Origin of the sequence: uncultured Brachyspira sp., assembly GCF_944390845.1 — a bacterium.
Classification (GTDB): Bacteria; Spirochaetota; Brachyspiria; order Brachyspirales; family Brachyspiraceae; genus Brachyspira; species Brachyspira pulli.
Window position 1 is genome coordinate 1 of sequence record NZ_CALXRM010000061.1, and the last position, 20,260, is coordinate 20,260.

18 protein-coding genes are annotated in these 20,260 nt (G+C 26.9%); 8 read left to right on the forward strand and 10 right to left on the reverse strand.

Annotated features, from left to right (window positions below; all coding sequences use genetic code 11):
• Nucleotides 1-153: 153 nt before the first annotated feature.
• The gene (locus Q0K52_RS11315; RefSeq protein ID WP_297299475.1) at nt 154-816 is read left to right on the forward strand and encodes a suppressor of fused domain protein; all 663 of its coding nucleotides are present in this window, start codon (nt 154-156) and stop codon (nt 814-816) included.
• Between the two features lie 442 nt (nt 817-1,258).
• Here the strand turns inward: Q0K52_RS11315 and pyrF are convergent, their stop codons facing one another.
• Genes pyrF through Q0K52_RS11330 form a run of 3 tightly spaced genes read right to left on the reverse strand, consistent with a single transcriptional unit; the run spans nt 1,259 to nt 4,375 of the window.
• On the reverse strand, nt 1,259-2,614 hold the full coding sequence (gene pyrF / locus Q0K52_RS11320; RefSeq protein WP_297299476.1) for an orotidine-5'-phosphate decarboxylase: 1,356 nt from the start codon (nt 2,612-2,614) through the stop codon (nt 1,259-1,261).
• A gap of 58 nt (nt 2,615-2,672) precedes the next feature.
• Nucleotides 2,673-3,584: a dihydroorotate dehydrogenase gene (locus Q0K52_RS11325; RefSeq protein WP_297299478.1), complete on the reverse strand. Its 912-nt coding sequence runs from the start codon at nt 3,582-3,584 to the stop codon at nt 2,673-2,675.
• A gap of 20 nt (nt 3,585-3,604) precedes the next feature.
• Nucleotides 3,605-4,375 carry a dihydroorotate dehydrogenase electron transfer subunit gene (locus tag Q0K52_RS11330; protein WP_297299480.1) on the reverse strand — a complete coding sequence of 257 codons (771 nt, stop codon included), beginning with the start codon at nt 4,373-4,375 and terminating at the stop codon, nt 3,605-3,607.
• A gap of 249 nt (nt 4,376-4,624) precedes the next feature.
• Here Q0K52_RS11330 and Q0K52_RS11335 point away from each other — a divergent pair, with 249 nt between their 5' ends.
• From Q0K52_RS11335 to Q0K52_RS11345, 3 genes are all read left to right on the forward strand, one after another.
• On the forward strand, nt 4,625-5,119 hold the full coding sequence (locus Q0K52_RS11335; RefSeq protein ID WP_297299482.1) for a CAP domain-containing protein: 495 nt from the start codon (nt 4,625-4,627) through the stop codon (nt 5,117-5,119).
• A 463-nt stretch (nt 5,120-5,582) separates the two neighbouring features.
• Nucleotides 5,583-6,584 carry a glycosyltransferase family 2 protein gene (locus Q0K52_RS11340; protein ID WP_297299484.1) on the forward strand — a complete coding sequence of 334 codons (1,002 nt, stop codon included), beginning with the start codon at nt 5,583-5,585 and terminating at the stop codon, nt 6,582-6,584.
• A gap of 70 nt (nt 6,585-6,654) precedes the next feature.
• The gene (locus Q0K52_RS11345; RefSeq protein ID WP_297299486.1) at nt 6,655-7,785 is read left to right on the forward strand and encodes a DUF362 domain-containing protein; all 1,131 of its coding nucleotides are present in this window, start codon (nt 6,655-6,657) and stop codon (nt 7,783-7,785) included.
• Between the two features lie 78 nt (nt 7,786-7,863).
• Here Q0K52_RS11345 and Q0K52_RS11350 read toward each other — a convergent pair whose 3' ends face one another.
• The 7 genes from Q0K52_RS11350 to Q0K52_RS11380 all read right to left on the reverse strand — a co-directional run bounded on the left by Q0K52_RS11350 (nt 7,864) and on the right by Q0K52_RS11380 (nt 14,903).
• Nucleotides 7,864-9,552 carry a vWA domain-containing protein gene (locus tag Q0K52_RS11350; protein ID WP_297299488.1) on the reverse strand — a complete coding sequence of 563 codons (1,689 nt, stop codon included), beginning with the start codon at nt 9,550-9,552 and terminating at the stop codon, nt 7,864-7,866.
• A gap of 401 nt (nt 9,553-9,953) precedes the next feature.
• Nucleotides 9,954-10,781, reverse strand: a complete 828-nt coding sequence (locus tag Q0K52_RS11355) for a thioredoxin fold domain-containing protein (protein WP_297299489.1) — start codon at nt 10,779-10,781, stop codon at nt 9,954-9,956.
• Between the two features lie 29 nt (nt 10,782-10,810).
• Nucleotides 10,811-11,614, reverse strand: a complete 804-nt coding sequence (locus Q0K52_RS11360) for a thioredoxin family protein (RefSeq protein ID WP_297299491.1) — start codon at nt 11,612-11,614, stop codon at nt 10,811-10,813.
• Between the two features lie 102 nt (nt 11,615-11,716).
• A complete protein-coding gene (locus Q0K52_RS11365) occupies nt 11,717-12,721 on the reverse strand; it encodes a calcium/sodium antiporter (RefSeq protein ID WP_297299493.1) in 1,005 nt (334 codons plus the stop codon).
• Between the two features lie 22 nt (nt 12,722-12,743).
• The gene (locus Q0K52_RS11370; protein ID WP_297299495.1) at nt 12,744-13,418 is read right to left on the reverse strand and encodes a hypothetical protein; all 675 of its coding nucleotides are present in this window, start codon (nt 13,416-13,418) and stop codon (nt 12,744-12,746) included.
• A gap of 152 nt (nt 13,419-13,570) precedes the next feature.
• Complete coding sequence (locus Q0K52_RS11375; RefSeq protein ID WP_297299497.1) at nt 13,571-13,909, reverse strand: cupin domain-containing protein; 339 nt, start codon at nt 13,907-13,909, stop codon at nt 13,571-13,573.
• A gap of 178 nt (nt 13,910-14,087) precedes the next feature.
• A complete protein-coding gene (locus Q0K52_RS11380) occupies nt 14,088-14,903 on the reverse strand; it encodes an ATP-binding protein (protein ID WP_297299498.1) in 816 nt (271 codons plus the stop codon).
• Between the two features lie 234 nt (nt 14,904-15,137).
• Between Q0K52_RS11380 and Q0K52_RS11385 the strand changes: the two genes are divergently transcribed.
• From Q0K52_RS11385 to Q0K52_RS11400, 4 genes are read left to right on the forward strand one after another with little or no spacing between them, the layout of a single operon-like run.
• Complete coding sequence (locus Q0K52_RS11385) at nt 15,138-16,157, forward strand: VWA domain-containing protein (RefSeq protein ID WP_297299500.1); 1,020 nt, start codon at nt 15,138-15,140, stop codon at nt 16,155-16,157.
• 1 nt (nt 16,158) lies between these two features.
• Nucleotides 16,159-17,049: a tetratricopeptide repeat protein gene (locus tag Q0K52_RS11390; protein ID WP_297299502.1), complete on the forward strand. Its 891-nt coding sequence runs from the start codon at nt 16,159-16,161 to the stop codon at nt 17,047-17,049.
• Nucleotides 17,003-18,745, forward strand: a complete 1,743-nt coding sequence (locus Q0K52_RS11395) for a BatD family protein (RefSeq protein ID WP_297299504.1) — start codon at nt 17,003-17,005, stop codon at nt 18,743-18,745. Before Q0K52_RS11390 ends, Q0K52_RS11395 begins: the two co-directional genes overlap by 47 nt.
• Nucleotides 18,746-18,766: 21 nt before the next feature.
• Nucleotides 18,767-19,450 carry an SH3 domain-containing protein gene (locus tag Q0K52_RS11400; RefSeq protein WP_297299506.1) on the forward strand — a complete coding sequence of 228 codons (684 nt, stop codon included), beginning with the start codon at nt 18,767-18,769 and terminating at the stop codon, nt 19,448-19,450.
• Nucleotides 19,451-20,260: the final 810 nt, after the last annotated feature.

A 20,260-nucleotide genomic window follows, 5' to 3' on the forward strand; every position in this document is an offset into this window, starting at 1 on the left:
TAAATTATGATACACCTATGTTATACTTTAAAAAACTAAGGAATACTTAATGCAATATGTCTGGCTCCTGTGCAAATAATAATTAAAATATTCTTGACATATAAATTCTTTCTGTTATACTGAAACAATTAACATAATAATTTGGAGAAAAAAATGAGCAAAGAAGATTTGAATAATAATGAAGAAATAAATACTTCCGGTTTTGATGCTATAACTGAAACATTTGAGAAAATATATCCTGAACAAAAAGAACCGCTACATTATAGACCTATAATAAGTTATGTACTTGGAGGGAAAGACCCTCTTGACGGAATTAGTATCTACAGAGGAAATGGATATTATCATTTTATTACTTACGGATTCAGTGAGCTTTATGAAAAAGAATCAGACAACAAAGATTACAGCGGATTTGGTTTTGAACTTACTTTCAAATTAAAAATGAATGAAAAACAGATTAATAATACTAAAGATGATGATAGCTCTGATAATGAAATAAAAACTGTTGTAGGATTTTTACAGCAATTAGCAAAATATGTATTTGAAAGCGGGGCAGTTTTCAATCCTTATGAATATATATGGACTAAACAAAAAGAAGGAATAGATGCCGAGCAGAAATCTAAAATAACAGGATTTATAACCATACCAGATGAAGCAGGTGAAATAAATACTCCAAATGGAAAAGTAATTTTTGTTGAGCTTTTAGGAGCAACAGACGCTGAACTTAATGCTATATATGATAAAAAAATCACAGTAAAAGAATTGGCTCAAAAAATAGGAACGGATATAACAGACTATAGCAGAGAATCTTTATTATAAGAATATTATAAAATTTATTTAATAGCATGTTTTATATCTGGGCCTTTGCCCTTACGAAGTACACAGAGTGCAGAACCTCACTTCTTTTGCGACCGTAGGAAGTACCTTTGGCGTGCCTCAAAGAAGCAGGCACAGCCCGCCTTTGGCGAAAGGCTATATTTTAACTTAAATTAATAGTTTATATTACATATAAAACAAAATTAGTATGATTTAGTACTAATTTCATAATTGCACTTTTGCGAAGCGTATCCGAGTTTATCGAGGATATAAGGTTCTTTGACGAAGTCCGCCTGCGACCGAAGGGAGTACCTTTAGGTAGGTGTGCGGCGGGAAAAAGAACAACAAAAACATTGACAAAGTTAAAAATTTTCACTATATACAAAAAAATTGGGACTGTTCACACAATCCCAATTTTTTAAATTATTGAATTTTTATTTATTAATTATTTTCCCCATTCATCAGGGTTTTTATTCCATTCTAATGCTTTTTTTAGTTCATCTTCAGTTATATAATTTTCATCTTTAGCTATTTCCATAAGAGATGAGAAATTTGATAATGATGAGAATTTTATTCCAGCTTCTTCAAAGTTTTTATAAGCTTTCTCAAATTCATAAGAGAATATAGCTATAATTTCAAGTCCTATAGCTCCTTCACTTTTAGCTGCTTCAAATGCTTTTATAGAACTTCCTCCAGTAGATATTAAATCTTCTATTAATATCAACTTTTTACCTTCACATTCAGCACCTTCTATTTGTTTACCTCTGCCATGTTCTTTCTTTTCAGCTCTTATATAACAAAGAGGTTTATTAAGTTCATAAGCGATGAAAGATGCCCAAGGTATTCCAGCAGTAGCAGTACCAGCTATTACATCAAAATCTTTATCTTTAAGAATACTTACGAAAGCATCTACTATAACTTGTCTTGCTTCAGGGAAACCTATAACATATCTATTATCACAATATATAGGACTTTTTATACCAGATACAAAAGTAAATGGTTCTTTAACATTTAATTTTACAGCTTTAGTATCTAATAAAGCACCAGCTATTAATTTTGCTTTTAACTTTTTGTTGTTAGCTATTCCTTCAGCAATTTCTTCAACAACCATTTTACATGCTTTTACTCTGTCTTCGCTTCTTGTAATAGGTCTTCCGACAACCAAATAATCACAGCCATTTTCTATAGCTTCTTTAGGAGTCATTATCCTTTCCTGATCATCTACACTTGCCCATTTAGGTCTTACACCAGGACAAACAGTTCTAAAATTCTCTCCGCATTCTTTTTTTATTAAAGCGGCTTCTCTAGGTGAGCATACTACTCCGTCAAGTCCAGACTCTTTTCCTAATTTTGCCCAGTTAACAGCTAAATCTGTAAGTGCTAAATTTGAACTGAACATATTTTTAACATCATTCTCTGATAAACTTGTAAGTATTGTTACACCTATTATAAGATTGTCTTTATTTAGTTTTTTTATTTCTTCAACTGTTTTTTCCATCATTTTTTTACCGCCGCTTGTATGCACATTAAACATAAAGATATTCTGTTTAGCGGCAAAAAGTGAAGCCATAGCAGTAGTATTAGGTATATCATGAAATTTTAAATCAAGAAATACTTTTTTATTTTTACTTGCCAAATACTCTATTATTTCACCTTTAGTATATAGGAAAAGTTCAAGTCCTACTTTATAGAATACAGCTTCATCGCCAAGTTCATCTATAAGTTTTGTAGCTTCTCCCATAGAATTAAAGTCCAATGCTATAATTAATCTTTCTTTTGGATTATCAGTTAATTTTATCATAAGATTTATCCTTAATTATTATTTGTATATATAAAAATTAATTAAATTACTAAATATATTATAAATGAGCTGCCCCTATTAAATCTTTTATGTTTTGTATATTATTTTCTTTAAGGTAATTATTAATACCATCTATAACTTCAATAGGAAGTATAGGATTAGAAAATATTCCGGCACCTATAGAAACCAAAGTAGCCCCAGCCATTATAAATTCTAAAGCATCATTATAATTGCTTATTCCGCCCATACCAACTATTGGAATTTTTACAGCTTTATACACTTGATAAACCATTCTGACAGCAATAGGTCTTATACAAGCACCTGATAAACCTCCGAATGTGTTTCCTAAAAGAGGTTTTCTAGTTTTTGTATCTATTTTCATAGCCAAAAATGTATTAACTAATGATACACTGTCAGCTCCAGCATTTTCAACAGCCTTTGCTATGCTTGATATGTCTGTAACATTAGGAGAAAGTTTTACTATTAACGGCTTTTTAGTTAATACTTTTTTTACAGCCTTTGTGGTAGATTCAGCACTTTCGCAGCTTGCCCCAAAAGCCATGCCTCCATTTTTTACATTAGGACATGATATATTAAGCTCTATAAAATCAACTCTTTCTATCTCATTTGCAATTTCAGCTACCTTTACATATTCATCTATTGTAGCCCCGTTTATATTCAAAATTATAGGTGTAGTGTATTTTATATTTTTTACTATATTTTCTTTGAAGTACTCTATACCGGGGTTTTCAAGTCCTATACAGTTTATCATTCCGGAAGGTGTTTCTGCTATACGTGTGCCTTTATTACCTTCTTTTTTGTTTAAAGTAATTCCTTTTAAATTTACAGCACCAAGTTTATTAACATCGAAATAATTACTATATTCTTCACCGAAACCAAAACAGCCTGAAGAAGTTATTACATTATTTTTTAATTGTTTATTTAAAAAGTTTATATTTAATTTATCCATAATAAATTATCCGTAACAAATTATATATTTAATAGTTTAGAATCAAATACAGGGCCGTCATGACATACTTTTTTTAATATATGGCCATTTTCTGAGTTTTCATCTTTTATTTCTATATTACATCCTAAACAAGCATTAACTCCGCAAGCCATTCTTTCTTCTAATGAGGCATAGCATTGTATATTATTTTCTCTGGCAACTTTTATTAATCCTTTCATCATTATTGTAGGGCCGCAAGTATATATAATATCAAAACTTCTTTCTTTTAATATTTCTTTTGTTTTATCAACAGTATTGCATTTATCTCCAACAGATCCGTCATCTGTAGTTATATATAGTTCTATATTATCAGTATTGAATCTTTGCATTATTTTTATAGCACTTTCATTTGCTCCGCCCATTATTAATGTTATTGAGTTATTAGCAATTAATTTTTCTATAAGAAGTTTAATAGGAGCTATTCCCATTCCGCCAGCTACAATTAATACTTTTTTATTTTGAATAGATGTATCAAAACCATTGCCTAAAGGACCTTGAATATTTATAGTATCATCTTTTTTTAATTTTGATAAATATTGAGTGCCCTCTCCTTTAACTTGATAATAAAACTCTAGTACATCATTATCGATATAATGCAGACTTATAGGACGTCTTAAAAAAGTACTGCTTTTAAGCATAAAAAATTGTCCTGCTTTAGAGTATTTATAGCTTTCTTTCGATTTTACTCTAAGAAGGTACTTATCATCTGATATTTGTATGTTATCTATTATAATACAATCTTCTAAAAACATTTTATATAAACCTTTAATTTAATTTAGATACAAAAAAAGAATACCTCATCTCTTATGCAGAAAATAGTATTCTTTGAAAATCTCTTTATTAAATATGATGTAAAAAATAAATAATATGTTTCATAAAAATTTAATATACCATATATTCGTAAAAATTCAAGTACAGCAGTAAAAATAATTTTTTAATACGACATATTGTATAAAAATTGGTTATATAAAACATTAAACAAATAAAACAAAGGCGGAAAAATGAAAAAGTATACTTTAATGTTTTTATTACTGGTGATAATATCCTGTAATAACAATACGACTAAACCCGGTTCTGGTGGCAGCTCTAATAATAATCCTGCAGTTAACAGTGATGCTGAAGCAGTATTTAATTTAGTAAATGAAGAAAGGTCAAAAGCAGGCCTTCAAGCATATAAATTAGATGCAAAATTATGCGAAGCTGCAAACAAAAGAGCTAAAGAGATAGTAGAAAAATATGATCATGTAAGACCAGACGGAAGAGAATGGGATACTGTGCTTGATGAATACGGATTTAATTCTGGGGCTTATATTAGAGGAGAGAATATAGTTGCTATGAGAGAAAGTGCTTCTTCAGCTATGAATGCTTGGATGAACTCTCAAGGTCATAAAGATAATATTTTACATAATTATTATACTACTATTGGTGTTGGAGTGTACGAATATAATGGAAGTAAATATTGGGTTCAGCTTTTTTTAAGCGATTCTTTTATGTAAAATAATTTATTACAATAAAAAAATAATAATAAAATAATTACATTTAATTATTTTTGTTAAAATTTTGAAATCCGGATTTAATTATTTAATTTGGATTTCAAAATATACATATCAATATATACTGAAAATTTTTAACTTTGTCAACTACTAGCCGTAGGGGCAACCCGCACGGTATCGTTTATTCTTACCGAATGTCCTTTATACGTGACCGAAGGAAGCACTGTAAAGTGTGCGGCTGATTACTTATTATTGTACAAAATTAATAATCTATCTTACATATTTAACCAATATGGAATAATATTTTATTTTATAAAAAATCTAATTTACATTCATAAATAATTCAAAATTGACAAAATATAGTTGTTTAGGTATATACTCCACTTTAAAAAAGAATTAATTATAATATAATAAAATTAGAATAAATAAAGTTGTTATTTAATTAAATTAAAAATAGGAAAACAATATGGTTAGTATAATAATACCTGTTTATAATGTTTCAAAATATTTAAGAGCCTGTTTAGATAGTGTGATTAATCAAACATATAAAGATTTAGAGATAATATGCATTAATGACGGATCTACAGATGATTCATTAGAGATATTAAAAGAATATTCAATAAAAGATAATAGAATAATAATAATAGATAAAAAAAATGCCGGAGTATCTGCTGCCAGAAATGATGGTATAGAAAAATCAAGCGGTGAATATTTATTTTGTATTGATAGTGATGATTATATAGATAATGACTTTATAGAAGTGTTTTACAATAATGCCAAAAAAAATGATAGTGATTTGGTTGTGTTAAGTACATTTTGGAATTTAGATAAAAGAGTAAATAAAGATTACCATTCAGCACTTCCTACATGTTCAATGTTTATAAGAAAATCTATATTAGATACTTACAAATATTTAAGATATCCTCTTAATGTACAGCCTGGTGAAGACGGAATATTTTCTCATGAACTTTTAATGTATACAAAAAATGTAAGTTTTGAATATACTACAAATTATCATTATGTAAAAAGACCTGGTCAAGATTCTCAAAGAGCGGTAAAAGAACCTAAAATACTATTAAATGCCATACCTAAATGGTTTGAATTATTAGAAGATTTTTATACTAAATATAATTTTTGGGAAACTAAATCATTATCTTTTGCCAAATATATAGAGGGTGAAGCATTTTTAGCTTTCAGAACAAAGAATTTTACTGTTGATGATGAAAGAACAATTTTTAATATATTAAAAAATACTTTAAACAAGGCAGTTAAATATATAAACAAAGAAGATTATAATAAATATTTTTCTAAAGAATTTATAGTTTTAATAGAATCAAACACAATAAAAGAATACTATAGTAAAATCAAATATAAATATAATTATATAAGAGCATCAATATTCAATAAAGATATATCGATACGTTATAAAGAAAACAGATATAAACACTATAAAAATGATAATTCATAATTTAAACTATTTACAATTGAATTAATTCTTATATAATTTAATAAACAGTTTTTTTATAAAGGTTAATACTATGAGCAAAGTAGTTGTAATAAAATGTGAAAATTATAATTTGGAAGAAGTAAAAAATTCTATAAATAAGGCTATAGATTTACTTGGCGGAATAGATTCTTTTGTTAAAGAAAATAATAAAGTGTTATTAAAACCCAATTTACTTGCTGCAGAAAGTGCAGACAGATCTGTAACAACTCACCCAGTAATATTTGAAGCAGTGGTTTCTATACTTCAAGAAAAAAATACAAAAGTTTCTTACGGGGATTCGCCTGGGGTAGGAAAAGGAAATAATGTAGCTTTAAAAGCTGGAATAGATGAAGTAGCAAACAGACTTAATGTTTCGTATGCAGATTTTGAAGAACCAGTTGGCGTTTCTTATGAAGACGGTATACAAGAAAAGAGTTTTACAATAGCAAAACCAATACAGGAAGCTGATGTTATAATAAGTTTGCCGAAATTAAAATCGCATGCTCTTACAACTATGACTGGAGCTGTGAAAAATCAATTTGGATGCATACCAGGTTTTAGAAAGGCTGAATACCATTTAAAACTTCCAGATTTTGAAGATTTTTCAACTATGCTTCTTGATTTGAATAAATTAGTAAATCCTAAACTTTATATAATGGATGCTATTTTAGCTATGGAAGGAAACGGCCCAAGAAATGGAAGTCCAAGAAAAATAAATGCTATAATAGTATCAAATGATGCTGTTGCTTTAGATTATGTTGCTTCTCAAATAATATCATTTGACTATAATACCATACCTACTTTAAAAATGGGATTTAAACATGGATTTTCAAATAAAGATGATATAGAAGTATTAGGCGATGGAATAGAAAGCGTAAAAGTAACAGACTTTAAAAAGCCTCATAAAGGTGTAGGAATAGGAAGGAGTTTAATGAAATTAAGCAAATTCCCAATAATAAAAAGATTATTCGCTACCATTATACCTAAACCTGTTATAGATAAAAGTAAATGTGTAAAATGCGGAGTATGTGTAAAAGTATGTCCTGTAACACCATTGGCACTTAATTTTGATAAAAAAGGAAAAAATTATCCTCCTGAATATTATTATAAAAATTGTATATCATGTTACTGCTGTCAGGAATTATGTCCTCATAAAGCTATAACATTAAAAAGAAAATTTTAAAATTATAGAAATTTAAATATAAAAAAGCCCCGCTTAAATAAAGCAGGGCTTTTCTATATCATCGATTATTATTATCAGTCAAAAAGTAAAATAGTATAAATAATCATCTGATAAATCATTTTCGTTTTCTTCTTCTAATTCAGAAGTTAATATCAATTCAACTGTTATATCTCTTGCCTTAGCAGTTGCAGCATTTAATTCTAGGTCGGCTCTTCCTATTATTTTTGCTGGGGCATCTGTTACAACTATAACTAATTTTTTTTCATTTATATAATGAAATCTCTCTAACGCTTCCTGTATAGCTTCATACATAGGTTCTGCTTTATCTCCGCCGCCGGCTGCATAGAAATAGTTAACTTCTCTGTTTATAACATTAATATTATCTGTAAAATCTATTCTTTTAGTTAAATACTTATCTTTAACATCTCTGTATAATAAAAAACCTATTCTTGATTCTTTATGCTCATCAAATAAAGTTCTAGCTACACCTCTGATATCTCTTTTGATAGTTTTCAAATATGGATGCATACTTTCTGTGGTATCTAATACTATAACTAAATCTATAGCAGCACTATTTTTATATCTGTCAATAATATCTTTAAATCTGTCTGTAAGCTCATCTTTACTCTGAACATAATTATTAGGAGTTTTAAAAGCCTTACTAGCATCATTCAATGCATCTATTGCTTCTCCATTAAAAAATCCTTTTTCTTCTTGTTCATTTTTATCATTATCTAATAGATTGTCAGCAATAGCAACAACTTCATTACTTTCCGGTTCAGCAGGAGAAGTTAAAACTACAGTATCATTATCATTGTTGGAAGTATTATTTTCACTAACAATAAGAGTATTAGTAGAAGGTTCTATTACTTTATCCACTGGTCTAGTAGGAACAGCACCTTCATTTCCTCCGCTAGGCATTTGTGGAGGTGTAATCTCTTTTTTTATGTTAGTTGTTTCTATAACATAATCTATAGGATAAGTAAAACTTTCTCCTTTAGTATTAAATACGTTAAATGATAAATACCTGTCTTCAGGAAGCTGTTTAAAATATGCTTTTATATAAAGTTTTTTACCCAACTCTCTATTAAAAGTATCTTCTAATACTATTCCGCTGCCGTCATAATTTTGACTAGAACCAAAAGAAGTATTTATTAATTTGTATGCAGTGTTAGTTTTGCCTTCCCTTACATAAAATGCATATTTTCCATTATCTCCGCCTGAATAATACAAATAAAAGGCATATAAATCACCTTCCTTCTCTACATTTCTTAAAGATATAGTAGGAATTGAAGTTTGATTATTATTTATTTTTAAAGTAATTTCACTATCTAATAATTTAGTATTATTAGAATCATAAGCCTCTAATATTAGAACTGAATTATCTAGCAAAGTGAATGAGGCATTATTATTCATATTATCCAAATAAACTGTTTCAGGAATAAAAGTCTGCACTACTTCACCAAGCGAATTATGGAAATCTATATTATTTATAGATATTATAGAATTTCTATTACCGCTTTCATCTATATAAAGATAAGAAACATTTCCATTTGGAAGTTTAGCAAGAAGTCTAAATCCTGATACTGTAGGTTTCTTCTTTATATATATTTGATAGCCGTTCATTAATTGAGAAATTATAAAGTCATTTTCTCTAACTCTTATGGCATAAGAGTTTATAGTATTTTGACAATATAAATTTTCTAAAGTAGTAATAAATACTACCGATAAAATAACAAATAAATATTTATATCTTAAGTTTCTCATAGTTGATACCCTCTTACTAATTATTATCGGTTATGACTATTATAAATATGCATTGTTATGTTAATTGATGCTTAATATTTTTAATTATAGGTTTACATAACAAAATAAACAAGTACTAAAGATATAGTTTTCATAAACTTAAAGTAAATTTTTTTTATAAAAAATTTAAATATTAATATATTTTTAATTATATATTAAGTATGATTTAGTACTAATTTTATACTTGCACTTTCTCGAAGCGTATCTGAGTTTATAAGGATATAGGGCTTTGATGAAGTCTTAGCAGTTTTTTCCAAAAGAACAACATAAAAATTGACAAAGTTAAAAATTTTCAGTATATATAAAAAAGAGATGCTTATAAAAAAACATCTCTTTATAAAAGTTATATAAATCAATAAATATTAATTTTTTTCATTTATATATGATAGTAAACTCTCATATTGTACTTTCATATTTTCCGGAACTTTAGGATCATCTAATAATTTTTCTAAATATTTTTTTGGTTCATCTTTTTCACCTGCTAAAGCCATAATAACCACTTTGTAATAATGTGCTACATAAACTTCTTCAGATTTAGGATAATTTTTAATTATATTGTCAAAATATTCATTTGCCTTTTCATAATCTCTGCGCTGTGCTCTTATAAGACCGAAACCTAATAAATATTTTGGCATTGCTTCTTTTGATATAGCCTTTTTAGCCATTAAAGCATCATATATTTTTTTAGATTCTTCCTCATTGCCGGATTCTAAATATAAATCTAATTTTTCCAAACTAGGCTCTTTGCTAGCCAATATGGTATTAATTTTATCAAGTTTATCTATTGCATTTTTCATATAAGGAACAAATTTTTCACCTTCAACATATCCGCATATATTCTCTAATATTAAGCCGTCAGCATTAATAAACAATATAGTAGGAAATCCTTGAACTCCGTATTTTTGTGCTACTTCTGCCCCTTCTTCTGAAGTTTCAGGATTTAATTTTACAGCAACCATTTTTTTTGCCATGTCTATAACTTCTTTATGTGAATATGTGTTCTTATCTAATTCCTTACACCAAGTACACCAATCAGTATAAACATCAATCATTATAGGAAGATTTTTGTCTTTAGCTTTTTTCATTGCAGTTGCTAAATCTTTTTCCCATTTGATTTCAGCACTTTCTACATTATTGCAGGAAGCAGCAAATACTAATATCAGCAAACTTATTAATATATTCTTATTCATATTTTCCTCCATTATTGAAAATTATATTATTAATTTAAATCAAAATAATCTATTAAACTTAAATATTGTTCTTTAATATCATCAGGAACTTTATTAGTTAAACTTTCTATATATTTTATTCCATCATTAGTTTTTCCATCATTTATTATCATATCAAGAGCTTTATAATAATGAGCAATATAAGCCTCTTTATGATCGCCATATTTATCAATTATTTCATTTAAATATCTCATGCCATTTGTATAATCATTATCATCTAATAACATAATTGCTATTTTTGACATATATTTAGCGATAGAATCTTTAGGTATTTTATTTTCTTTACTTAAGATAGCATACATTTCTGAGGCTTCTTTAGAATATCCTGAATCTATGTATACATCTAATTTATCTATTGTAGCTGTATCATCTTTAAAGGCATTTTTTATTCTTTCTTCTTTTTCTTTAATGCCTTCCATTTCTTCTATAAGCTCATCACTTTCAATATATCCTAGTATTTTTCTTATAACAAATCCATCACTGTTTAAAAAAAGTATTGTAGGAAAACCTAATATATTATATTTTTTAAGTATATCATCACCATTACTTGATTTTTCAGGATTGTATTTCAAAGTTATAAAATTAGTACTATAATTTACAATGTCTTTATTAATAAATGCTTTTTTATCCATTTCTTTACAAGCACCGCACCAATCAGTATAAACATCCATCATTATAGGCTTATTTTCTAATTTTGATTTCTCTATTGCAGCATCAAAATCATTTTCCCAATCTATTTTTTTGCCGCAGGATATTACAAAAATAAAAGAAAGCAATATTAATAATTTTTTCATAATGTTTCCTAAAAATGTTTTCATAATAAAACAATTATTAAATATAAATGTAAACTATACAATAAATTTTAATAATTGTTTTAATTGAAAATAATTATTTTATTATACAGAAGTAGTTTTTAACAAATATGCTACATAAATTAAATATATAACTAAGAATATTATTCCTTTTACTTTTCCTAAAGTTTTTCCTTTCATAGTAAATAACAATAATAAAACTCCAGCAAATACCATAATAGAAAAATCCATTAAATAATCTTGAGTTTTACTAAGCATGATACCGCCGTATTTCAATGAAGCTACAGAAGATATACCAAGAACACCGCCTACATTAAATATATTACTTCCTACTATATTTCCAATAGATATATCTGCCTCTTTTTTTATTGCTGCTATAACACTTGTAACAAGTTCTGGAATGCTTGTTCCAACTGCCACAACTATGAATCCTATTATATGTTCGCTTAAGAAATTTCTAAATATTCCTGTAACACCTTTTATAAATATATCAGAACCAAATGCTAATGCAATTATAGCAACTATTATTTTAAATATTGCTCTTGCTATAGAAGTTGTTTTTGTTGATGATGAAACTTCCTTTTCAAATGAAGCCATTTCATCTTTATCTTTTGATATTACACTATATAAATAGTAAACGTATATGCATAATAAGATTATAAGTATTATACCTTCAATTATTGATATTTTATCACCGCTTAATGTCTTTGTTTCCATGTTAAAAAGCATTATACATAAAGCCGCATACATTATAAACATAGACACCATAGAAACATAATATGATTTTTTACCTGCAGCCATATTCATAAATAAAGCTGAAACACCAAGTACAAATACTATATTAAATATATTACTTCCTATAACATTACCAACTGCAATTGCACTTTCGCCTCTTAATGCACCGAATAAACTTACGAAAAGTTCCGGCATTGATGTACCCATAGCTACTACAGTAAGTCCTATAACTATAGGAGGTATTTTTAATTTATTCGCTACCATTACACTGCCGTCTACAATATATGTACCGCCGAGATATAAAAGAAGTATTCCTGCCGCTGTAAATACGATATTCAATAAAATGTTTTCCATAAACTGTATATTCCCTTAAAAATTAATTATTATTGTTGTCTGTGTTATTTTGATTTAGATTGTTTGCTTCATTATAAGTTTCTGTGTTATTTGTACTTTCATTAGTGTTTTCACTAGAAGTGTTGTTATTTTCAATAGAAGTATTATCAACAGTAGTATTTTCTGTATTATCTTTACTTTCTATTTTTTTGTTTTTATTTAATGCAGATACTATAAATATTATCAAACATATTAAAAGTATAAATATTACCAATGCTGTTGATAACCATAAAGGAGATAATACCCATACCCAACTCCAAGTAACTGCTTTAAATAATTTTAATATTACAAATATTATTCCTAAAAAAGCAAAGAATGCTACTGCTATATTTAATACAGAAAATGCATTACTTTTTACTGCAGCTTCAGAACTTTTATTTGATTCTTCATTATTATTAGAGTTTTCATCATTATTATTTTTATTATTTTGTTTGTTTTTGAAAAATAACGAATCAAATGATAAGGAACCTATTACAAGTATTACTTCCAATAACAAAATAGCTATTACTGCATACCAGCTTAATGTAATTAAAACTTTTGATAATTTTAGTAATGCTATAATTATGATAAAGACAGGAAGCAGTCTTGATGAGAAATTAAGTAAATTTCTAATTAAATATAAGGTTGCCATTGTAAAAACGCTTTTAACTTTTCCCATAATCTTATTTCCTATGTAAAATAATATGACTCTAATAATATATTATTTTTATTAAATTTAAACTATATTTAATAAATATTTTTTACTGAATAAAAGAATGGCATAAGAAATTATAAATTTCCTATGCCAAAGTTATAAATTTATCTATAGGGTTATTCTGATTTTACTTGTATAACTAGCACTTTAAATGCTTCTATTGCTTTTAAGGAATGTTTTGCATTTGCCGGTATGAATATGGATTCTCCATTTAAAACAGTAAATTTATCATTTTCTATAGTTATTTCTGCTTTTCCTTCTATAACATTAACTAAAACATCGCCTGTGCTTTCATGAGTTGGTATTTCCATATCTTTATCTACAGATATTATTTTCATTACTAAGCTTTTTCTATCAACCAATGATAATGCTGATATAGAATTATTTTTTATTTCTGATAAGTCATTCAATTTAATAACTTTTTTATAATCTATGTTATTAATAAATTTTTCCATTAATTTTCCTTGAAATTATTTTATTTTTGTTTGTATTATCTAACAAGATAGAATAAAAATCTGTTGCCATGGCAACAAAATTGAATTTTTTATTATATAATTTTATATATTCTTTGATATTCTCTTATACATGGGAAAAATCCCATGTATAAGAATTATAAAAAACAGAAAAAAATAATTAAATGATGTTACCGTCTATTGAAATAGTATATTCTTTAATTATGATATTTTTTTGAGCTATTTCTAATGCCTTTCTTACAACCATTTCTACACCGCCGCAGCAAGGTACTTCCATTCTTACTATAGATATAAAATTTATTTTTTTATTAGTAAATATATTTGCTAATTTTTCTATATAGCTGTCAATATCCATATCTAATTTAGGGCAAAACATTATAAGTGTTTTATCTTTCAAAAATCTTGAATGGAAATTAGGATATGAAAATGGTACACAATCAGCTGCTACAAGTAAATCAGCATTATCAAAATAATTGGCATTAGGATTAATCAATTTTAATTGTATAGGCCAGTTCCTAAGTTCTGAATTCATTTGAATATTAGCATTATTATTTTCATTATGCTGTTTATTTCTTAAATCTCTTTGCATGCTTCCAGGACATCCGCAAAATTTATTTTCTTCTAAGCTTGGTATTTCAATATTATTCTCTTTTAAATAGTTAATAGCTTCATTAAAGAGTTTATCTTCTCCATGCTCTTTTAAATGTTTAAGATGTGCTTTTATTACATTAGATCCGCCTTTTACTATATTTACCATAACTTTACTTTCATTATATTCTTCAGCTTCTCTTTCCTCTATTTCCATAGCATTTTCAGGACATGCCTTTATACAAGCCCCAAGTCCGTCGCAAAATAAATCACTGATTAATCTTGCTTTTCCATCTATTATTTGTAATGCACCTTCAGGACAATCTGGTATACATATACCGCAGCCTGTACATTTTTCTTCATCTATCTTTATGATTCTTCTTTTCATTACCGCTCCTTAATATACATTTTACTGATTGAATAATAAAATAATAAATCATAAAAATCTATTGCTATAGCAACAATGTTAATTTTTATCATATTTTTTATCTATTCTGCCCGCCCACCCACCCCTAATTTACATATATATTGTTATAACGGTTATTTATAAAAAAATAGTGATATTGATTATTATACCAAATATAGGTATAATATAGTAAATTTATTTTATAAAAGGAAAATAATGTTTTTTGGAGATTTTAAATTTATAATTTTTTATATACTGATTCCTGTACTTATAATATTGTTTATCTTTTCAAGAAAGAAAGTACATAAAGTATTATCAGTATTTACAAAAAATTCTAATTTTCAAAATGATAAAAATTATAAAAGAATATCAAATTTAAGGATATTTTCTATTATATTTATGATTCTTGCTGTAGCATGCTTGATATTTGCATTGATGCAGCCTAAATGGGGAATAATAGAGCAGAAAATAAAAACAGATAATTACATGGTAACTATAGCATTAGACTTATCTAGGTCTATGGACGCCTACGATGTATGGCCTTCAAGACTTGAAAGAGCTAAAATGGAAATAGAGAAATTCGTTAAAAGTACTGATAATTTATCTGTTGCTTTAGTTGGATTTGCTGGAACAAGTTTCATAGCTTCGCCTTTTACGCAGGACATGGAAACTTTTTCATATATATTGAATAATTTGACTACAAAATCTGTTACATTACAAGGAACTAGAATAGCTGATGCCTTGCTTACCGCAAAAAATACCTTTAATGTAGATACAGTAAGTAAAAAAGCAATAGTTCTAATAACAGACGGTGAAGATCATGGCGGATATTTTGATGAAGTTTTAAAACAGTTAAAAGAAATGAATATAAGTGTATATACTATAGGTGTAGGAACAACAGCAGGGGCATCTATAAGTACAGATTTGGGTGTAAGAGAAAAAACTATAATTTCAAAAAGAGATGATAATACATTAAAGTTAATAGCTGATTCTACATCTGGAAAAAGCTATATAGCAGAAAATGTTTCATTGGATAATATATTTAATGATATGAAAAATAATATGGACAGTGTAGCTTCTATAAATAATACTAGAAGTTATAAAGAGAGATTTCAAATATTTCTTGCTATTTCTGTAGGATTGATTTTAATATCAAGCATACTTAATATATTAACACAAATAAGAATTAAAAATAACAATAAAGAAAGCAGAATCATATTAAAAATAGGAATTTAACATGAAGAAATATCAATTACTGATAATTTTATTATTAATATTTGTATCAATTACTAATGTATATGCATTTTCATTGAATGAATTAACTGCAAAGTTAGATGTAGATAAAGCAAATAGATTAATGAAAAAAGGCGATTATGACGGTGCTATAACTTTGTATGAAAAGGCATTAAGTAAAGTTCCTAATTCTCCAGAGATATTTTATAATATGGGTACTACAATGTCATCTATTGGAGATCTTAATAGTGCTATTCAATTATTTGATATGGCTAAGAAAAATTCTACAGAAAAAACAAGCAAAGAAATAAAAAGTGCCATTCATTATAATGCAGGATTAACAAGAATAGAAGGAGAAGATTATCAGGGTGCTATAAATGAATTGGTAGAATCTTTAGTTAATGCTCCAAATGATAATAATGCTAAAAGAGCTTTAGAATATGCCTATAAAAAGCTTGAAGAACAAAAGAATCAAAATAATACAGGTCCTAGTACACAGCAGGATAATAAAGAAAATCAAAGCGGTCAAAGCGATAATAATAATGGAAATTCTGGTCAAAATGATGAAAATAATAATAATCAAGACAATAATCAGGGCGACCAAAATAGCCAAAATAATCAAAATAATGATCAGAACAATCAAGATAATCAGGATAATCAAAACAATCAGAACAGCAGTAATGGTGAGGATAATCAGAATAATAACGATAATAATAATCAGGATAATAATTCCAACAATAATGATGATCAAGATAACAACAGCAATCAAAATGAAGACAATCAGGACAGTAAATCGGATATTGACAGATTATTAGAATCTTTAAGACAGTATAGAAAAGATAAAGATAATGGGGATCAATATTACGGCGGAGGAAGAATTGATAAAGATTGGTAATGTTTTTATTAAAGCTATATTAACAGTATTCTTTATTACTTATTCATCACTTTTGGCACAAACTACGATAACAGCTAAATTTTCAGATGAAAAGATAGGCATAGGTGAAGTGTTTACATTATCTGTTACTATTAACAATAATTCTGGACGTGTTACAGTTCCAGATGTAGACGGATTTGTGCTTAGAGGTACATCTCAAAGTGTTAATATGATGTATTCTTCCGGTACATATAGAACAATAAAAACATATAATTATACTTATGTGGCAAATAAAGAAGGTGTTTACAATATAGATGATATAAGAGTAAAAGTAAATAACAATACTTATGTTGCCAATCCTGTAAAAATTGAGGTTGTTGATGCTCCTGTAAGGAATGCAGATGATAAATATGTCCCAAGCGGTAATGGCTTTGATGACTTTATGAATTATAATATAGATATATTTATCGATAATAAAATAAGTAAAAAAGAAGTATATTTGTATGAACCTATATACATAGAACAGAAAGTTTATTCTCATATACCAGTAAATGTTTTAGGTTTTTCAAAAATACCTGATAGAACCGATTTTATTTCTTATTCAGAATCTTCAGAATACAATTCATTTACTGAAATAATAGATAGAAAAAGAGTAAATGTTATACCATTAAAGAAAGAAGTTTTATATCCTGTAAAACCCGGCAGTAAAGATATATTTACAACGCCTTTTGTTCTTGAAAAAGAGCTTATGTTTTATGATAGAATTCAAGAGGGTGAGCAAAAATTTACTATTAATGTATTGCCTTTGCCTGATAAAAAAGGATTTGAAAATTTTTCTGGTGCTGTAGGAAATTTTAATTTCAGTGCTAAGGTAAATAAAACTAATGTTGTTGTGGGTGAAGAATTATTGATAACAATAGAAGTTACCGGAGAAGGAAATACTTCTATAATAACAATGCCTAAAATTAATGATAATATCACTAATTATTTCTCAGTATATCAGCCTAAAACTTATGAAACAAATTGGTTTGACGGTACAAAGATGCTAGGAAGAAAAGTAAAAGAGTATGTATTAGTTGCTAAGAAAGAAGGATCATCTACAGTATCAAATATTAATTTCTGTTATTTCTCTCCTGATAATAAAAGCTATACTAATGTTTATTCAAGCAATATTAATTTAATAGTATCTGGTATTAAACAATCAGCATTATGGCAAAATAATGCTTCATTTGTGAATAATGACGGAGAAGAATTGAATGTTATACCTATAAAAAATAGTTCTATAAAAAAAGAAGATAAAAATTTTATGTTATTGAATATGAATATTGTGTATATCTACATAATAGCATTAATATTTTTATCTATAGTGATATATAATTCAAATAAATTATCAAAATTAAAATTATTATTTAATAATTCTAAAAAAGATAAACGTTCTGATTTAGATGATATTATAAAATATTATAATGAAAATAATAGACAAGAATATTGCAGACTTATAGAAAATAATTTATTGAATGCTTTGAAAAATAAATTTAATATTGACAGCACTCAAAAATTGAATGATTATATTGATAATGAAAAAGCAGAAGAAATTAATAATATACTTAATAAATGTAAATTTGAATTATATTCTGGTAAATCATCTAATGAAGATTATCATACTAAATCTATGGAATTAATAAAATATATAAAAGACTTAAAAATAAAAAAGTAAAGAATATGGACTGTAAGTAATATGAAAAAATTGTTATTTATGATTTTATTATTTCAATCATATATTTTATTTGGCGAAACAAATTTAGTTAATGATTTAGATCAAATAAATAAATTATTTGAAAGTGCTAATACTTTTTATAATGAAGGAAAATATTTAGAAGCTAATAATTTGTATAAAGATATTATTTCATCAAATTTCGTTTCAAAAGATTTATATTATAATTTAGCTTCTTCTTATGCCTCTATAGGAAGTAACGGATATGCCGTTCTTTATTATGAGAAGGCACTTAATATTTCGCCTTTTGATAAAGAAATAAAATATATAATAAGTTCTATCAATGGAAACAGTGATTATGATTCTGCACTAATTATAACTATGTATTCACTTTTAATATTATTTTTGATATTTTTTACAATGCTTATCTTACTATTCATTAAAAATAAAAGAATTAATAAATTTTTAGTAATGCTTTCAATAGTATTTTTTATACCATTAGTAATAGTAAGCAATTATGTAAATGATGATTATATTGTAACTATTAATAATGCCAATTTATATAGCGGAAGCAGTACAAAGTCTGATATAGTTTCTCAGATATCAGAAGGCCAAAAATTGAGAGTAATTGAAGAATATACTAATTGGTATTATGTACAAGGTAATTTCAAAGGCTGGATAAATAAAAGCGTTGCTGAAAAAATATAGTATTTAGTAATATTTTTATAAATATAGTATATACCTAAACAATGATATTTTGTCAAAAATAAAATTATATTTTCTTTTTAATATATGGGGATTTGCCCACCGCTCTGCGTGCTGCGACCGAAGGGAGTACCTTTAGGTATGGCAGCAACTTTGACGAAGTCGCGATAATATATTTTGTCAAAAATAATTTTTTTAAATTTTAAATATCTGCAGGGCTTTGCCCTTACGAAGTACACAGAGTGCAGCCCCCACTTCTTTTGCGACCGAAGGAAGTACCTTTAGGTATGCCACAAAGAAGCCTATATCCTCGACAGGTTCGGATACGCTTCGCGAAGGGCTATATTTTAGCTTAAATTGATAATTTATATTACATGTAAAACAATTTTAGTATGATTTAGTACTAAGTTTATACTTGCACTTTTTGGTTCTTTTTGCGGCGGTAAAAAGAACAACAAAAACATTGACAAAGTTAAAAATTTTCAGTATATACCTAAACAATTATATTTTGTCAAAAATAAATTTATATTTTTGTTTTTATATCTGGGGCTTTGCCCCATACCCCAGTTCTTTTATTGGTATAAAAGAACCAAAACAACTGCATTTTTGACCTAAAACTAGGATTTATACAATATTTAATACATATTCTTAAAATATAAAGTTCTAGCAATTGCGTTTTTTGCTACTTTTTTTGTGCGGCAAAAAAGTAGATAATATCTATATAAAGTGCATCAATTGACAAACTTAAAAATTTTCAGTATATACCTAAACAAATATCTTTTGTCAATTTTCAAACAGATGAAAGTTCTCTGC

Excerpts from the sequence above, each read along its gene's own strand:
- Q0K52_RS11315 (WP_297299475.1), top strand. The coding sequence starts at position 154 with ATGAGCAAAGAAGATTTGAATAATAATGAAGAAATAAATACTTCCGGT.
- pyrF (WP_297299476.1), bottom strand. The coding sequence starts at position 2,614 with ATGATAAAATTAACTGATAATCCAAAAGAAAGATTAATTATAGCATTG.
- Q0K52_RS11325 (WP_297299478.1), bottom strand. The coding sequence starts at position 3,584 with ATGGATAAATTAAATATAAACTTTTTAAATAAACAATTAAAAAATAAT.
- Q0K52_RS11330 (WP_297299480.1), bottom strand. The coding sequence starts at position 4,375 with ATGTTTTTAGAAGATTGTATTATAATAGATAACATACAAATATCAGAT.
- Q0K52_RS11335 (WP_297299482.1), top strand. The coding sequence starts at position 4,625 with ATGAAAAAGTATACTTTAATGTTTTTATTACTGGTGATAATATCCTGT.
- Q0K52_RS11340 (WP_297299484.1), top strand. The coding sequence starts at position 5,583 with ATGGTTAGTATAATAATACCTGTTTATAATGTTTCAAAATATTTAAGA.
- Q0K52_RS11345 (WP_297299486.1), top strand. The coding sequence starts at position 6,655 with ATGAGCAAAGTAGTTGTAATAAAATGTGAAAATTATAATTTGGAAGAA.
- Q0K52_RS11350 (WP_297299488.1), bottom strand. The coding sequence starts at position 9,552 with ATGAGAAACTTAAGATATAAATATTTATTTGTTATTTTATCGGTAGTA.
- Q0K52_RS11355 (WP_297299489.1), bottom strand. The coding sequence starts at position 10,781 with ATGAATAAGAATATATTAATAAGTTTGCTGATATTAGTATTTGCTGCT.
- Q0K52_RS11360 (WP_297299491.1), bottom strand. The coding sequence starts at position 11,614 with ATGAAAAAATTATTAATATTGCTTTCTTTTATTTTTGTAATATCCTGC.
- Q0K52_RS11365 (WP_297299493.1), bottom strand. The coding sequence starts at position 12,721 with ATGGAAAACATTTTATTGAATATCGTATTTACAGCGGCAGGAATACTT.
- Q0K52_RS11370 (WP_297299495.1), bottom strand. The coding sequence starts at position 13,418 with ATGGGAAAAGTTAAAAGCGTTTTTACAATGGCAACCTTATATTTAATT.
- Q0K52_RS11375 (WP_297299497.1), bottom strand. The coding sequence starts at position 13,909 with ATGGAAAAATTTATTAATAACATAGATTATAAAAAAGTTATTAAATTG.
- Q0K52_RS11380 (WP_297299498.1), bottom strand. The coding sequence starts at position 14,903 with ATGAAAAGAAGAATCATAAAGATAGATGAAGAAAAATGTACAGGCTGC.
- Q0K52_RS11385 (WP_297299500.1), top strand. The coding sequence starts at position 15,138 with ATGTTTTTTGGAGATTTTAAATTTATAATTTTTTATATACTGATTCCT.
- Q0K52_RS11390 (WP_297299502.1), top strand. The coding sequence starts at position 16,159 with ATGAAGAAATATCAATTACTGATAATTTTATTATTAATATTTGTATCA.
- Q0K52_RS11395 (WP_297299504.1), top strand. The coding sequence starts at position 17,003 with ATGGGGATCAATATTACGGCGGAGGAAGAATTGATAAAGATTGGTAAT.
- Q0K52_RS11400 (WP_297299506.1), top strand. The coding sequence starts at position 18,767 with ATGAAAAAATTGTTATTTATGATTTTATTATTTCAATCATATATTTTA.